This is a genomic window from Neorhizobium sp. NCHU2750, from assembly GCF_003597675.1.
GTDB lineage: Bacteria > Pseudomonadota > Alphaproteobacteria > Rhizobiales > Rhizobiaceae > Neorhizobium.
Genome location: NZ_CP030827.1, coordinates 556,323 through 571,050, shown reverse-complemented (window position 1 = coordinate 571,050; position 14,728 = coordinate 556,323). Strand labels below are relative to the sequence as shown.

At 62.0% G+C, this 14,728-nt stretch carries 15 protein-coding genes; 8 read left to right on the top strand and 7 right to left on the bottom strand.

All coding sequences use genetic code 11. The annotated features are described in order from the left end of the window. Positions 1-145: 145 nt before the first annotated feature. Complete coding sequence (locus NCHU2750_RS02710) at positions 146-646, bottom strand: PilZ domain-containing protein (RefSeq protein WP_245480313.1); 501 nt, start codon at positions 644-646, stop codon at positions 146-148. 213 nt (positions 647-859) lie between these two features. Here NCHU2750_RS02710 and thrC point away from each other — a divergent pair, with 213 nt between their 5' ends. From thrC to NCHU2750_RS02690, 4 genes are read left to right on the top strand one after another with little or no spacing between them, the layout of a single operon-like run. After that, positions 860-2,254, top strand: coding sequence for a threonine synthase (thrC, locus tag NCHU2750_RS02705; RefSeq protein ID WP_119939048.1), 1,395 nt, complete (start codon positions 860-862; stop codon positions 2,252-2,254). Positions 2,255-2,277: 23 nt separating this feature from the next. Then, positions 2,278-3,573, top strand: a complete 1,296-nt coding sequence (locus tag NCHU2750_RS02700) for a M16 family metallopeptidase (RefSeq protein ID WP_119939047.1) — start codon at positions 2,278-2,280, stop codon at positions 3,571-3,573. Between the two features lie 32 nt (positions 3,574-3,605). Next, a complete protein-coding gene (locus NCHU2750_RS02695; protein ID WP_119939046.1) occupies positions 3,606-4,217 on the top strand; it encodes a GNAT family N-acetyltransferase in 612 nt (203 codons plus the stop codon). A gap of 56 nt (positions 4,218-4,273) precedes the next feature. After that, the gene (locus NCHU2750_RS02690) at positions 4,274-7,120 is read left to right on the top strand and encodes an EAL domain-containing protein (RefSeq protein ID WP_245480381.1); all 2,847 of its coding nucleotides are present in this window, start codon (positions 4,274-4,276) and stop codon (positions 7,118-7,120) included. 157 nt (positions 7,121-7,277) lie between these two features. Here the strand turns inward: NCHU2750_RS02690 and NCHU2750_RS02685 are convergent, their stop codons facing one another. The 3 genes from NCHU2750_RS02685 to NCHU2750_RS02675 form a co-directional block, all read right to left on the bottom strand. Continuing rightward, a complete protein-coding gene (locus NCHU2750_RS02685) occupies positions 7,278-8,339 on the bottom strand; it encodes a zinc-binding metallopeptidase family protein (RefSeq protein WP_119939044.1) in 1,062 nt (353 codons plus the stop codon). Between the two features lie 129 nt (positions 8,340-8,468). Then, entirely contained in the window at positions 8,469-8,660 is a 192-nt protein-coding gene (locus NCHU2750_RS02680; protein WP_119939043.1) for a CsbD family protein, read from the bottom strand. A gap of 86 nt (positions 8,661-8,746) precedes the next feature. After that, the gene (locus NCHU2750_RS02675) at positions 8,747-9,352 is read right to left on the bottom strand and encodes a YqgE/AlgH family protein (protein ID WP_119939042.1); all 606 of its coding nucleotides are present in this window, start codon (positions 9,350-9,352) and stop codon (positions 8,747-8,749) included. 208 nt (positions 9,353-9,560) lie between these two features. Here NCHU2750_RS02675 and NCHU2750_RS02670 point away from each other — a divergent pair, with 208 nt between their 5' ends. Next, the gene (locus tag NCHU2750_RS02670; RefSeq protein ID WP_119939041.1) at positions 9,561-10,403 is read left to right on the top strand and encodes a protein-disulfide reductase DsbD domain-containing protein; all 843 of its coding nucleotides are present in this window, start codon (positions 9,561-9,563) and stop codon (positions 10,401-10,403) included. Positions 10,404-10,606: 203 nt separating this feature from the next. After that, a complete protein-coding gene (locus tag NCHU2750_RS02665; protein WP_119939040.1) occupies positions 10,607-11,092 on the top strand; it encodes a peroxiredoxin in 486 nt (161 codons plus the stop codon). A 63-nt stretch (positions 11,093-11,155) separates the two neighbouring features. Here the strand turns inward: NCHU2750_RS02665 and NCHU2750_RS02660 are convergent, their stop codons facing one another. Further along, positions 11,156-11,464, bottom strand: coding sequence for a Dabb family protein (locus NCHU2750_RS02660; protein WP_119939039.1), 309 nt, complete (start codon positions 11,462-11,464; stop codon positions 11,156-11,158). A gap of 292 nt (positions 11,465-11,756) precedes the next feature. Here NCHU2750_RS02660 and NCHU2750_RS02655 point away from each other — a divergent pair, with 292 nt between their 5' ends. Next, the gene (locus tag NCHU2750_RS02655; RefSeq protein WP_162939455.1) at positions 11,757-12,113 is read left to right on the top strand and encodes an HAD family hydrolase; all 357 of its coding nucleotides are present in this window, start codon (positions 11,757-11,759) and stop codon (positions 12,111-12,113) included. 112 nt (positions 12,114-12,225) lie between these two features. Then, on the top strand, positions 12,226-13,200 hold the full coding sequence (locus NCHU2750_RS30300; protein WP_162939454.1) for a peptidoglycan-binding domain-containing protein: 975 nt from the start codon (positions 12,226-12,228) through the stop codon (positions 13,198-13,200). A gap of 43 nt (positions 13,201-13,243) precedes the next feature. Here NCHU2750_RS30300 and rnhA read toward each other — a convergent pair whose 3' ends face one another. Both rnhA and NCHU2750_RS02635 read right to left on the bottom strand, forming a co-directional pair. After that, positions 13,244-13,711, bottom strand: coding sequence for a ribonuclease HI (gene rnhA, locus NCHU2750_RS02640; RefSeq protein ID WP_119939036.1), 468 nt, complete (start codon positions 13,709-13,711; stop codon positions 13,244-13,246). Continuing rightward, complete coding sequence (locus NCHU2750_RS02635) at positions 13,708-14,688, bottom strand: homoserine kinase (RefSeq protein ID WP_119939035.1); 981 nt, start codon at positions 14,686-14,688, stop codon at positions 13,708-13,710. Before NCHU2750_RS02635 ends, rnhA begins: the two co-directional genes overlap by 4 nt. Between the last annotated feature and the right edge of the window lie 40 nt (positions 14,689-14,728).

Below are 14,728 nucleotides of genomic sequence, written 5' to 3'. Positions count from 1 at the left end.
ACCTCACCAGACCCGATTAGGCGCGAAGCGCCCTTAATGATCTGCTAATATGAGTTAAGGAATTATGGTTAAGGGAGGATTAAAGCCGTGCGTCCCGAGGGCGGAACGCACGCAATTTTCCGTCAGTCTGTCGGTTATGCCGTAATCAGCCGCGCTTGAGCTTCTTGGCAGCCGGCTTGGCAGAACCCTTGGCGGGGCCGTTGTCGAAGCCGAGGCGGACACGGGTGAAGCGGGACGCGCCACCGGCAGCGTTGGGGATCTGCACGTCAGCATTGGAGAACATGAACTGCGAGCCGCCGGCCTCCATGGTGACCGGGAAGGCGACCTTGCGGGAGGTGATGACATTGTCGCCATCGACGACGTCGACGGTCACCGGCAGGGTGACCGGTCCGGGCGTGCCTGCCGGGCCCTGAACGATTCGGCCCTGGGCAACGACATTGATCGTCATGGTCGTTTCGTTTGCCGTGCACTGGCGGGTCATGTCGCCGAAGGATGCCTGGTAGAGGAGCTTGGTCGGATCGTCCTGGCCGCCCTTGGCATAGACGCGGTAGACGGCGTCCTGCTCGAGCATGACGACCTGCGGGCAATAGGCCTGAACCACCGGAGTTACGGGCTGAGCGCCTGCGGACGATGCGTTGGCACTCATATCAAGCCCCCGCGAAGCAGAGTTGCAGCCTGCCAGAAGGACTGCGAGAGATACCGCCAAAACACCGCGAGAGAACTTGCCAACCACGTTACTCAACCCTTTGCAGCCTCGTTATCGAAGACGGTACCGACCCTTCGTATTCCGGTCTTTCACCGCCGATTTCGATAGTCTATATCAGCGGTCGGAACAAAAATCGATCAGGGATTCAACGTCGTGGAATACATTTCTACCCGGGGCACCGCACCCGCTCTCGGCTTTCGTGATGCACTCATGGCGGGCCTTGCAAAGGATGGCGGGCTGTATGTCCCGCGCAAATGGCCGTCCCTGTCGAAGAAAGAAGTCCGTGCGCTGCGTGGCAAGAGCTACCAGGATATCGCGTTTGCGATCCTCTCGCGCTTCGTCGACGGCGAGATCGCTGACGACAAATTGAAGTCGATGATCGATGAAGCCTATGCCACGTTCCGCCATCCGGCCGTGGTGCCCTTGGTGCAGGTCGGGCCGAACGATTTCATCCTCGAGCTCTTCCACGGCACGACGCTCGCCTTCAAGGACGTGGCGATGCAGCTGCTGGCGCGGCTGATGGACCATGTGCTCGCCGAGCGCGGTGAACGGGCGACGATCGTCGGCGCGACATCGGGCGATACGGGCGGTGCTGCGATCGACGCGTTTGCCGGCCGCGAGCGTACCGACATCTTCATCTTCTTCCCGCATGGCAAGGTCTCGCCGGTGCAGCAGCGGCAGATGACCTCGTCCACCGCATCCAACGTGCATGCAATCGCCATCGAAGGCAATTTCGACGACTGCCAGAACATCGTCAAAGAGATGTTCAACGATGCCGCCTTCCGCGACAGGGTGAAGCTTTCGGGCGTCAACTCGATCAACTGGGCGCGTATCATGGCCCAGGTCGTCTATTACTTCACCTCCGCCATCTCGCTCGGCAGCCCCGATCGCAAGGTGTCGTTCACCGTGCCGACCGGCAATTTCGGTGATATCTTTGCCGGCTATGTCGCCAAGAAGATGGGACTGCCGATCGACCGGCTCGTCATCGCCACCAATGACAACGACATTCTCGCCCGCACGCTGAAGACCGGTCGCTACGAGATGAAGGGCGTCAAGGCGACGACCTCGCCGTCGATGGACATCCAGATCTCGTCGAATTTCGAGCGTCTTCTGTTCGAAGCCTATGAGCGCGACGATGCCGCCGTGCGCCGCTCGATGGACGGACTGAAGCAATCCGGTTCCTTCGACATCAAGGAAAAGGCCTTGAAGGCGATCAAGCGCGAGTTCCGCGCCGGGCGGGCGACCGAAAAACAGGTTGCCGCCACGATCCGCGACACGCTTGCCGCCACCGGCTACCTGATCGATCCGCATACGGCGACCGGCGTGTTCGTCGCCGCAAAGAATGCCCGCGCCGGCAGCCCGATGGTGACGCTTTCGACCGCGCATCCGGCCAAATTCCCGGCTGCGGTAAAATCCGCTTGCGGAATTGATCCGGCACTTCCATCATGGTTGTCTGATCTTATGCAAAGGGAGGAGCGCTTCGACATTCTTGAACCGGACTTCAAGGCGGTAGAGACCTTCATCGGCGACCGCACCCGGGCCAAGTAACGACGGCGCCAGAGAGTTCTGATATGAATGTAGAGATTACCCGGCTCCCCTCCGGGCTTACTGTCGTCACCGAAAGCATGCCGCATCTGGAAAGCGTGGCTCTCGGCGTGTGGATCAAATCAGGCTCTCGCAACGAGACCGAGGAGGAGCATGGCATTGCCCATCTCCTGGAGCACATGGCGTTCAAGGGCACCGCGCGACGCAGCGCCCGCGACATTGCCGAAGAGATCGAGGATGTCGGCGGCGAGTTGAACGCCGCCACCTCGACCGAGACGACCTCCTATTATGCCCGCGTGCTGAAGGACCATGTTCCGCTCGCGGTCGACATTCTCGCCGACATCCTGACCGAATCCGCATTTGACGAGGAAGAACTGCGGCGCGAGAAGAACGTCATCCTGCAGGAGATCGGCGCTGCCAACGACACGCCGGACGACGTCGTGTTCGACAAGTTCTCCGAGATCGCCTATCGCGGCCAGACGATCGGACGCGCCATTCTGGGCACGCCGGAACGGGTGATGAGTTTCACGCCGCCGCAGATCCGCAACTATCTCTCGCGCAATTACACGACCGACCGGATGTTCATCGTGGCCGCCGGCGCCGTCGATCATCAGACCTTCTGCAAACAGGTCGAGGAACGCTTTGCCGGCCTGCCGACGACACCGAGCGCTCCTCCGGTCTTCGACCCGGCCCGCTATATCGGCGGCGACGTGCGCGAGGAACGCGACCTCATGGATACTCAGGTCCTGCTCGGGTTCGAGGGCAAGGCCTATCACATGCGCGACTTCTACTGTTCGCAGATCCTCGCCAACATTCTCGGCGGGGGCATGTCGTCGCGCCTGTTCCAGGAAGTGCGCGAGCATCGCGGGCTCTGCTATTCGGTCTATGCCTTCCATTGGGGCTTTTCCGATACCGGCATTTTCGGCATCCATGCGGCTACCGGCAGTGACGACCTGCCGAAGCTGATCCCGGTCATCATCGACGAACTGCACAAGTCGTCGGAAACCATCCATCAGGTGGAAATCGACCGCGCGCGGGCGCAGATCCGCGCCCAGCTTCTGATGGGCCAGGAAAGCCCGGCCGCACGCGCCGGCCAGATTGCCCGGCAGATGATGCTCTACGGACGCCCGATCCCGAACGAAGAGATGATGGAACGGCTGACCGGGATTACCACCGAGCGGCTGACCGACCTTGCCGGCCGGCTGTTCTTCGACACCGTGCCGACGCTTTCGGCCGTCGGGCCGATCGAGAAGCTCGCGCCCATGTCGGAAATCGCCACGGCCCTTTCTTCCCCCGTCATCAAGACAAAAGCGGCCGGCTGATCCGGCAATAGGGGCGCGGGAGCGGGAGACGAATGGCAAGGTCGGTGTTTCGGTTCCTGTCCCGTCAGGCGGACACGCCGGAGCTGTCCGGGCCGGGGCACCTGCTCCGGCTGCCGCATAATTCCGATTACAAGGCGTGGTACAGGCTGCGCTCGGAAAGCCGCGGCTTCCTGCAGCCATGGGAGCCGACATGGCGCGGCGACGAATTGACGGAAGCCTCGTTTCGGGCCCGTGTGCTGCGCAGCACGCAGGAATGCGCGGCCGGGCTTGCCATCCCCATGCTATTGTTTCGCAAGGATGATATGGCCCTGCTTGGCGGGCTGACGATCGGCTATATCAGGCGCGGTGCGGCGCAAAGCTGCATGATCGGATACTGGATGGGCGAAAAACATGCGGGCCAAGGCCATATGTTGGCCGCATTGAGAGTGGCAATCCCCTATATCTACGGCGGACTTCAGTTGCACCGGATCGAGGCAGCCTGTATTCCGGACAATTGGAAGAGTATCCGGCTTTTGGAAAAGGCCGGCTTCGAGCGGGAAGGTCTTTTGCGGAAATATCTCAAAATCAATGGCGAGTGGCGCGACCACATGATGTTTTCCCGGTTGCCGGAAGACGGCGAATTCGGGAAAATGATGAAGCCATGACCGAAGATTTGCGTATTGCGTACCGGGCCTGCGGCCTGAAATTCCTGCTCATCGCCATGCTGGCCCTATTTTCGGTCGGGCTTGGAGCCGCACGTGCTGCGGAGCCGGTGAAGATTTCCCGCGACGACACGGCGCTCGACCTGACGGCGACGACCGACATCTATACCAACCAGGGCGAGGCCTTCCAGGTGTCCACCGCCGCCGGTGCGGACGGCATCCGCCGGCGTATCGAAGTGCGCGCCAGCTCTCCCACCCACCAGGGCGACTGGGCGGTGTTTGCGCTATCCAACGTCTCGGAAGAGCAGCTCGAGCGGGTCATCGTGGCACCGCATTTCCGTCTCGTCGGCTCGAAAGTGTTCTGGCCGGATCTCGGTTCGCAGCGCATCATCTCCATCACGCCGTCGGAAGGCTTTGCGCTCGACCGGGTGGCAAGCCCGGATGCCGACGTGTTCCGCATCACCCTCAATCCGGGTGCGACGATCACCTTCGTTGCCGAGCTTGCGACGCCTTCCCTGCCGCAGATCTATCTGTGGCAGCCCGATGCCTACAAGGACACGGTCAACGCCTTCACACTCTATCGCGGCATCGTGCTCGGCATTGCTGGCCTGCTTGCGGTATTCCTCACCATTCTCTTCGTCGTCAAGGGCACGTCGATGCTGCCGGCGGCGGCGGCCCTCGCCTGGGCAGTGCTTGCCTATATCTGCGTCGACTTCGGCTTTCTCGACAAGCTGATCACCATCACCTCCAGCGACCAGCGCATATGGCGCGCGGGCGCGGAAGTGGCGCTTGCCTCGTCGCTGGTCATCTTCCTGTTCACCTATCTGAACCTCAACCGCTGGCACGTGCATCTCGGCTATGCGACGCTTGCCTGGGTCGTCGGGCTTCTGTTGCTCGGCGGGGTCGCGGTTTACGATCCTTCGGTCGCGGCCGGCATCGCGCGGCTCTCCTTCGCGCTCACCGGTACCGTCGGCATCCTCTTGATCATCTATCTCGGCTTCAACCGCTATGACCGAGCGATATTGCTGGTGCCGACCTGGACGCTGATCCTCGTCTGGCTGTTCGGCGGCTGGCTGACGGTGACGGGCAAGCTCGACAACGACATCATCCAGCCGGCACTCGGCGGCGGCCTGGTGCTGATCGTGCTGCTGATCGGCTTTACCGTCATGCAGCACGCCTTTGCCGGCGGCGCCTACCAGCAGGGCCTGTTCTCGGATCTCGAACGCCAGTCGCTGGCGCTGACGGGTTCGGGCGATACCGTCTGGGACTGGGACGTGGCGCGCGACCGGGTGATCACCACGCCGGATATTTCCGGACGGCTCGGGCTGGAATCCGGCGCCATGCACGGACCGGTGCGCAACTGGGTGCCGCGGCTTCATCCCGACGACCGCGACCGGTTCCGCGCGACGCTCGACGTACTTCTCGAACATCGCCGCGGACGGCTGCATCACGAATTCCGTATCCGCGCCGAAGACGGGCATTTCCACTGGCTGCAGATCCGCGCCCGGCCGGTGCTCGGCTCGAACGGCGAGATCATCCGCTGCGTCGGCACGATCATCGACGTGACCGACCAGAAGAATTCTGTCGAACGGCTGCTTCAGGATGCGCTGCACGACAACCTGACCGGTCTTCCCAACCGGCAGGTCTTCCTCGACCGCCTGCAGGGCGTGCTGACGCTTGCCGCAAGCGGCGACAGCGTGCGCCCGACGGTGATGGCGATCGATATCGACCGCTACAAGCAGGTCAATGACAGCCTCGGCATCGCGGCCGGCGACAACATGCTGATCGCGCTGACGCGCCGCCTGCGCCGCCTGTTGAAGCCGCAGGATACGCTGGCGCGGCTTGCCGGCGACCAGTTCGGCCTCATTCTAGTGTCCGAGCGCGACCCGGCCAAGATCGCCGATTTCGCCGATGCGGTGTCGCAGGCGATCATGGTGCCGATCAATTATGCTTCACGCGAGATCGTGCTGACCGCCTCGATCGGGCTTGCCTCCTTCGTCGACCAGCAGGAAAGCGCTGCCGGCCTGCTCGCCGATGCCGAGCTTGCGATGTACCGGGCAAAGCGCGGCGGCGGCAACAAGGTGGAGCCGTTCCGGCCGATCTTCCGCACCTCCGGCACAGACCGGCTGCAGATCGAAACCGACCTGCGCCGGGCAATCGAACGCAAGGAGCTGTCGCTTGCCTACCAGCCGATCATCCGGCTGAAGGATGGCGAGATTGCCGGTTTCGAGGCGCTGATGCGGTGGGATCATCCCAAGCGCGGCAGCATACCACCGGCGGAGTTCATCCCGATTGCGGAAATGTCCGATCTCATCGGGCCGCTCGGCGTGTTCGCGCTGGAACGGGCGGCAGCCGATCTCGCCTCATGGCAGGAACAGACCGGCGAGGTGCCGATCTTCGTTTCGGTCAACCTGTCGAGCGCACAGCTGCTCAATGCCGATCTCTACAACGACGTCAGGGCGCTGCTTGCCAAGACGGAGGTCAATCCGGCCCAGTTGATGCTGGAACTGACCGAAAGCATGATGATGGAGAACCCGGAACAGGCAAGGCTGGTTCTGGCGAAGATCAAGGAGACGGGGCTGAGCCTGGCGCTCGACGATTTCGGCACCGGCTATTCCTCGCTTTCACACCTTACCCAGTTTCCGTTCGACCTGATCAAGCTCGACAAGAACCTCGTCGGCGACATGAGCGAAAAGGGCGCGATCCTGCTCCGCTCGGTGGTCGCCATGGTGCGCGGGCTCGACATGTCTGTGGTTGCCGAGGGCATCCAGACCGACGAGGACGCGATGGAACTTGCCAAGATGGGCTGCCATTTCGGCCAGAGCTATCTCTTCGGCCCGCCGGCTTCGAGCGAGGCTATGCTGCGGTTGCTGAAGGAACGGTTTCCGCTGACGAAGCGGGCTTGAGGCCCCCAAAAAAAGACCCTCTCTGGCCTGCCGGCCATCTCCCCCACAAGGGGGGAGAAAACCCGTGGCCCGCTCCCTGCCACAATTGTGGTCCGACGGAGCGGCGGGGTTAAGCCCTCCCCCTTGTGGGGAGGGTTGGGAGGGGTCTTTGCCGCCTCTACCGCCGCTGCACCAGATCATGGATGAACTGCAGCTTGGCGGTGACCGCCGGCGTCAGGATGAACGGGTAGAGGTCCGGCACGCCCATCGAGCGGTGGATGCTGTTGATCGCCAGCGAGAACGGGATCCAGGCGGAGACAAGCTGTTCGGCATCGCGTGCCGCATAGGGGTTGAAGTCGATCTCGGCGGCCAGTTCCTCATGGCTGCGCGGATCGATCGACATGCCGTAAGCGCGTGCCGTCTCAAGCGTATCGACGATGTGGATATAGTGGGCGAAGCTCTCGGCGAAGTCTTCCCAGGGGTGGGAACTGGCATAGGTGGAGATGAAGAATTCCTGCCAGTTCGGCGGCGGGCCTTCCTCGTAATTGCGGCGCAGCGCCTCGCCGTAATCGACCGTCTCGTCCCCGAAGACCGCGCGGAAGGCATGGAGTTTGCCGCCGTCGCGGACCATCTTGTCCCAGATATAATGCCCGGTCTCGTGGCGGAAATGGCCGAGCATGGTGCGATAGGGTTCGTTCATCGAGACCCGGATCTGCTCCCGCGTGGCGTCGTCTGCCTCCGCGGCACGGATGGCGATCAGGCCGTTTTCGTGGCCGGTCATGGCCGCCTTCACCGTGCCGTCCGGCTGGACCTCGTCGACGAGGAAATCGAAGACGAGGCCGCCGACCGGATCCTCGTCGCGGTTGATGCGCGGCAGATCCCATTTCAGCAGCGAATAGAAGAGATGGCGCTGCGCCTGGCTGATGCGGCGCCATTGCCTCAGCCCCTCTTCCGTCGAGGCATCGGGGACAAGGCGGTTGTGCCGGCAGGCGGGGCAGAACGTGTTCGGGTCATCGGCCAAAACCGTCCAGTTGCAGATATCCATGGCAGCATTTGCGCATGGGCGAACCTTGTGGTCGGGGCTTGCAAACAGGGACCACGTATCGTCCGCCTCGCTCGGCTGCAAAGCCTGCATGGACAGCGCCTCCGGCACGAAGGCGACCCGGTATCCGCAATTGACGCAGTTCCTGTTGTCGAAATGGATGGTCTGGCCGCAGTGGTCGCAGTCGTAAAGGCGCATGGATCGATCCGGGTTTGAGCTCATCGGGAAGGCACATAGAGAAAACCTGCTCCGGCAAAGCCGAAACAGGTTTCCTGACTGACTGGAGATTCCAGGCCCGACGCTCACGCCAGGCCATCATTCGCGACCTCAGAGGCGGTCGACGAATTCCTTGCCGGCTTCCTTGATCTTACCCTTTGCCTGCTGGGCATGACCCTTGGCTTCCTGGGCGTTGCCCTTGGCCTTGAGCTTGGGGTTATCGGTCATATCGCCTGCAGCCTGCTTGACCTTGCCTGCGATTTCATTGCCCTTGCCGGCCATCTTGTCGCTGGTGCTACCCATACTCGTTCTCCTTTATACCTTGAAACGCTTTGCTTGCGTCCTGCAGGTATAGAACGGTGCCGAAGCAGTATCGTTCCCGAAAAACTTCAGGCGTGGCCCGCCTCGGTGGACAGCATTTCCGGCGTGACCCCCATAGTGGCGAGGGCGCGCTCATATTTCGTATCGACCATCGGGTCGAAGATCAGGTCATCCTGCGGCGGGCAATTCAGCCAGCCGTTATTGCCCATTTCCGCCTCCAGTTGCCCGGCGCCCCAGCCGGCATAGCCGAGCAGCATCGTGGCGCGCGCCGGGCCTTCTCCCCTGGCAATCGCCCGCAGGATATCGAGGGTCGCGGTCAGCGATATCTCGTCGCTGACGGGAATGGAGGAGTCGCAGGAAAAGTCGTCCGAATGCAGCACGAAACCGCGACCGGGCTCGACCGGGCCACCGTAAAGCACGGGAAAATGCCGGGCGCTATCGGGAATGACCTCGCGATGCTCGCCCTCAAGCAGTTTCAGATGGTCGACCACGTCGGTAAACGACAGGTCCTGCAGTCGGTTGATGATGAAGCCCATGGCACCGGCGGGAGAATGGGCGCAGATATAGACAACGGTACGCGCAAAATTGCCATCCTGGACGCCGGGCATGGCGATCAGGAACTGGCCGTCCAGAAAGCCGCGTTCGCGCTTGTCTCTCAGTGCCGTGAATCCCATCGTGCCTCCAGTGCTGTTGAGCCCGGTCCGCGCAGGTACCCAAAGGGACGCGCTCCAAGGGGTGCCCAGGGGCGCCGCCGCGGACGATCTTTAGTCAAGATGGAGCAGTCCCCTCCATCATTCAACCGAAAATGCATTCAAGCGAAAATGATCGTATTTCACCCCAGATGGGTGGCCAGCCATTTCAGCCTGGGCTAAATCCCGTTGCATGACATCGATCGCCCCTGCCCTGCGCCACCTGACTTCCGTCACGCTGCTGATGACCGCCTTTCTTACGCATGGCCATGCTGCGCGGGCGGAAACGAGCGACTGGGCGAATAACGAGGGCGGGCGGATGCGGATCGTCGCGCTGACGCCCGATAATCGCGGCGTGGTGCGCGGGGCATTGCAGATCGAGCCGAAGGCCGGCTGGATCACCTATTGGAAGGAACCGGGCGATGCCGGTATTCCCCCGCATATCGAGTTTGCCGACACGGCCGGGGTCAGCCTGACGCGCATGTCCTATCCGACGCCGCGCCGCATCGACAACGGACCGGTTCGCGACGTGGGCTATGGCGGGCCGGTGACCTTTCCCTTCGAACTCAAGGTGAACGACCTCAGCAAGCCGGCGACATTGACAGCTTCCGCGTTCATCGGGCTTTGCCGCAATATCTGCATTCCCTTCCAGGCGGATTTCTCGCTGTCGCTGAGGGCCGATGCCGGCACGTCATTTGCCGAGGCGATGATCATCAACGATGCGGAGGCCAAGCTGCCGGAAGCCCCGTCGGACGATTTCGCCGTCACCCATTACTCGGTCTCGGCGGATGGCGACACGTTGCGGCTTCGGCTGCGGCTGCCGCAGAATGCAACGAAGAAGCCCCAGGTGATCGTCACCGGGCCGGATGGCCATGTGCTGTTCGGCGATGCTGCGGGCGAGCGCGACGGCGACAGCTACCAGATCGACATGCCGGTCGGCGACCTTCCCAAGGGCTACGACATGAAGGGCAAGCGCTGGGGTATTCTCGTGGTCGCCGGAGCGCGATCGATGGAGACATCGCTCGCCTTCGAGTGAAGCCACCTGCCCCATCGACCTGTCGTCAGCCCGCAAAACCGCTTCACACTTTTGCGCGGCATAGCTTTGCTGCGCATGCCGTTCACCGCAAAACCGCGTCACACTTTTGCGCGGCATGCAGATATCCTTGTCTTGTCATCTGTCACCCCTATAGTGCCGGGCAGGCAATCGCGTGGGCGATTGCGATGGTGGGAGAGACGAGAATGACGATTGCAGTGGGCGACACGCTTCCCGAGGCAAAGTTCAAGGAAAAAACGGCGGATGGCCCGGTGGAAATCACCACGGGCGAGCTTTTCGCCAACAAGAAGGTCGTGCTGTTTGCCGTGCCGGGCGCGTTTACGCCAACCTGCACGCTGAACCACCTGCCGGGCTATATCGAAAACCGGGATGCGCTTCTCGCCAAGGGTGTCGACGACATCGCGGTGGTTGCCGTCAACGACTGGCACGTGATGGGCGCCTGGGCCCAGCAATCGGGCGCGATGGGCAAGATCCATTTCCTCGCCGATTGGGATGGCGCCTTCACCAAAGCCGTCGGCCTCGACATCGATCTGTCCGCCGGCGGTCTCGGCCTGCGCTCCAAGCGTTACTCGATGCTGGTCGAGAACGGCGTGGTGAAATCGCTCAATATCGAGGAAAGCCCCGGCCAGGCCACCGTTTCGGCCGCCGACGCGATGCTTCAACAGCTTTGAAGCTTCAACAGCTTTGAACCTTTTCCCCACTCCCCTGCATGTCACGGGAGTGGGGACGACATGTCAGGCCGCGAGATCGTAGACGATCAGGCCTGACAGGCCACCTTCGGCCGCCGCGACGATGCGTTCGGCGACGGCGATATGGCCGGGCGCGGCGATATAGGCATCGCGTGCCTCCGGGCTTTCAAACGTGACGATGAAACCGTCGAGAAAGCCGCCGTTCAGACCTTCAGCCGACACATTCGGGCCTGCCTTGAGATCGAGAATACCCGGAACGACGGTCTTCAGGCCGGCAATGGCCTCGTAGAGTTCCTGCTTTTCCGCCGCCTGCAGCGCGGATTTGAAACGGACGAAGACGCAATGAAGGATCATTGAAATTCAAACCTCGGTTTTCTGCCTTGCGGCACAATAATAACTGGGGCTCGAAGTGCAACCTCCGCCATATTTCTCGCCGATGTGCGATTGTTTCGGTGGACGCAAAAACCGAGGCGAAACCGGCCCATATCGCACCAATAACGCCGAATTCGTCCAGTTTAGAAAGTATTTCTGCAAGTAAATCGCATGCCGGCTGATTATTTTAGCTTGCATTTACCAAATGAATTAAGGCAGGATTAGGGCGAATTGAGGCATCACGGTGTCATCATAATAGCCAAAGAGACCGAGATTGCCTTATTTAAAATTACTTGCCCTTACTGCCCTGATGGCCCCGGCCATCGCGCAGGCCCGTGATCTTTCGGGAGACTACGGCGGCAGCTGCGACGGTGCCGTCCAATGTGCGGTGGAGATCACCAACCGCACGACCGTGTCCGTCATCGTTGCCGATCGGCTCGACTATTCCAAGAAGACCTGCACCGTCAGCGGCACATTGCAGGATACGCCCAACGGGCTAGCAGGCACCATGAAGGCAGACATGAAAGTGTTCGTGGTATCGACGCCGGACGGCGGCATCTATCTCAACGGCATTCCGGCCAAGGCCTGCGGCCGCAATCTCAACGGCTACTATACCGCCATCGGCGACTGAGCCAGCGCTTCATTCTTTCTCTCTTCCAGCATTCGCGTCCCATCCAGATCGCCCCACGTCGCCGGCATCGGCCACATCAAGACAGTCGGGCACACACAAGAAGGTCCATGACATGACAACCAAACATTATGCGAGGCTTCTGATTGCCAGCGTCGTGAGCGCATCGATCGCAGCCGGGCCGGTACTGGCGCAGGAGGCCGCTCCCGCAGCTGCGACGCCGCCAGCAGCAGCCCCTGCTGCTCCGGCAGCATCGGCCCCTGTCGCTGCTGCCCCAGCCGCGCAGGTCGCACCAGCCGCCCCGGTCGCAGTCGCGCCGGTTGCCGTTGCACCGGTGGTGGTTGCGCCGGCAGCCGTTGCCCCCGTTGCCCCCCAGGCCGGTGCGCAGGACCCGTGGCAGCAGGAATTTGCCGTCTGGCAGGCGGCAGCCGCCGGCAACACGGTCGAGGAATATCAGGGCTATCTGACGGCCTATCCGACCGGCAAGTTCGCCTCTATCGCACAGGCGCGGATCGTCAAGCTTTCCACCGCCGACGACAAGATGGACACGCAGCAGGCAGGTCAGGCACCGCAGCAGGAAAGCGCCCCGCCCGCGCCGGAAGAGCCGGAATTCACCGTCGGCACGCCGGCCGAGGAAGCGGTGATGCTTTCGGATGTGACCACGCGACGCGAAGTCCAGGGCCGACTGACATCGCTCGGCTTCAATACCGGAGGCACGGACGGCGTGATGGGCCCGCGCAGCCGCACCGCCATCTCGCAGTGGCAGACGGTGATTTCGGCGCCGGTGAGCGGCTATCTTTCCTATGACCAGCTTGCCCGGTTGCGCAACGATTCGGCCACCGTATATCCGAGCTGGCTCGCCTCCCGGCCGAAGCCGCTGCCGCCGATCCGTCGCCGCAGCGACGACCAGCTGGTCGGTCGCGTGGATGACGATAATTCGGCTGCCGATGCGGCGATTGCGCTTGGCGTTCTCGGCCTTGCGGCCGGTGTGATTGGCGGAGCCGCTATGTCCGGCGGCCATCACCACCACGGTGGCCCGCGCTTTGCCCCGCATCGCGGCGGTTTCGGTCACGGCCCGCGCCGTCACTAAACCTCCAGACGATATGGCGCGATCAGCGATCTGTTGATCGCGCCTATTTTACCAGAAGGGAACGCCCCAGATTGGGCTTCTTGAACGGCGCCATGCCGAGACGGGCGAGTTCATCGGCCCGTTCGTTTTCCGGATGGCCGGCATGGCCCTTGACCCAGTGCCATTTGACCTTGTGGCGCTGGTTTGCGGCATCGAGCTGCTGCCAAAGCTCGCCATTCTTGACCGGCTTCTTGTCGGCGGTCTTCCAGCCGTTCTTCTTCCAGCCGAAGATCCATTTCGAAATGCCGTCCATGACGTATTTGCTGTCTGTGTGAAGATCGACTTCGCAGGGGGACTTCAGTGCGTTGAGCGCGGTAATGGCCGCGAGCAGCTCCATGCGGTTATTGGTGGTTTCCGCCTCGCCGCCGTTGAGCTCCTTGGTGGTATCGCCGTAGCGCAGGATGGCACCCCAGCCACCTGGGCCCGGATTGCCGGAGCAGGCACCATCGGTAAAGATCTCGACCTGCTTCATGGTGCAGCCTCCATGATCGACGGTGCATATTCGCTGGCGTGCGTAATCTGGCGGTGGAAACGCACCCGCTTCAAGTATTCGAGCGGGTCCTTCTTGACCACAAGCGCACCTTCCGGCGTGGTCAGCCAGTCATAAAGACGGGTGAGGAAGAAGCGCAGGGCGGCGCCGCGTGAGAGGACGGGAAGCGCATCACGCTCGGCATCCGTCAACGGGCGAACGGAGCAATAACCTTCCAGCAGAGCCGAGCCCTTGGTGACATTGTAGGAGACATCCTTCTCGAAGCACCAGGCATTGAGGCAGATCGCGACGTCATAGGCATAGAGATCGTTGCAGGCGAAATAGAAGTCGATCAGGCCCGACAGATCGTCGCCGAGGAAGAAGACATTGTCCTGGAAGAGATCGGCATGAATGACGCCGGCCGGCAGGTTCTTCGGCCAATGGGCTTCGAGGAAGGCCAGATCGGCGGACACTTCGTCTTCGAGGCCGGTCTCGACCTCGTCGGCACGGTCGGCGGACTTCTTCCACAGGAGCTTCCAGCCTTCGAGCGACAGGGCATTCGGCCGGGGGATGCCAAATCCCTCGCCGGCGAGGTGCATTTCGGCGAGCGCCTTGCCCACTTCGCGGCAATGGCGTGCCTCGGGCTTTCTCAGCCACATGCCTTCGAGGAAGGAAATCAATGCGGCGGGGCGGCCGGAAAGCTCGCCGAGCAATTCGCCATCGCGGCGCGGCAGAGGCAGCGGGCAGGACAGGCCGCGTTCGGAAAGATGCTGCATCAGACCGAGGAAGAACGGCAGGTCCGACTTTTCCACCCGCTTCTCATAGAGCGTCAGGATCAGCGGGTCCCTGGTCGTGTGCAGCAGGAAATTGGTGTTCTCGACGCCTTCGGCGATCCCCTTGTAGGAGGTCAGCTCGCCGACATCATATTCGGCAAGGAAGCGCTTGAGGTCGGTTTCGGTGATATCGGTATAAACGGCCAAGGCGGTCTCACAGTCGAGAGAAGGACAGAATCATCTGGCG

Bases quoted from the DNA above. Each gene is read 5' to 3' on its own strand.
- NCHU2750_RS02710 (WP_245480313.1), bottom strand. From the start codon at position 646: ATGAGTGCCAACGCATCGTCCGCAGGCGCTCAGCCCGTAACTCCGGTG.
- NCHU2750_RS02700 (WP_119939047.1), top strand. From the start codon at position 2,278: ATGAATGTAGAGATTACCCGGCTCCCCTCCGGGCTTACTGTCGTCACC.
- NCHU2750_RS02695 (WP_119939046.1), top strand. From the start codon at position 3,606: ATGGCAAGGTCGGTGTTTCGGTTCCTGTCCCGTCAGGCGGACACGCCG.
- NCHU2750_RS02690 (WP_245480381.1), top strand. From the start codon at position 4,274: ATGCTGGCCCTATTTTCGGTCGGGCTTGGAGCCGCACGTGCTGCGGAG.
- NCHU2750_RS02685 (WP_119939044.1), bottom strand. From the start codon at position 8,339: ATGCGCCTTTACGACTGCGACCACTGCGGCCAGACCATCCATTTCGAC.
- NCHU2750_RS02680 (WP_119939043.1), bottom strand. From the start codon at position 8,660: ATGGGTAGCACCAGCGACAAGATGGCCGGCAAGGGCAATGAAATCGCA.
- NCHU2750_RS02675 (WP_119939042.1), bottom strand. From the start codon at position 9,352: ATGGGATTCACGGCACTGAGAGACAAGCGCGAACGCGGCTTTCTGGAC.
- NCHU2750_RS02670 (WP_119939041.1), top strand. From the start codon at position 9,561: ATGACATCGATCGCCCCTGCCCTGCGCCACCTGACTTCCGTCACGCTG.
- NCHU2750_RS02665 (WP_119939040.1), top strand. From the start codon at position 10,607: ATGACGATTGCAGTGGGCGACACGCTTCCCGAGGCAAAGTTCAAGGAA.
- NCHU2750_RS02660 (WP_119939039.1), bottom strand. From the start codon at position 11,464: ATGATCCTTCATTGCGTCTTCGTCCGTTTCAAATCCGCGCTGCAGGCG.
- NCHU2750_RS30300 (WP_162939454.1), top strand. From the start codon at position 12,226: ATGACAACCAAACATTATGCGAGGCTTCTGATTGCCAGCGTCGTGAGC.
- rnhA (WP_119939036.1), bottom strand. From the start codon at position 13,711: ATGAAGCAGGTCGAGATCTTTACCGATGGTGCCTGCTCCGGCAATCCG.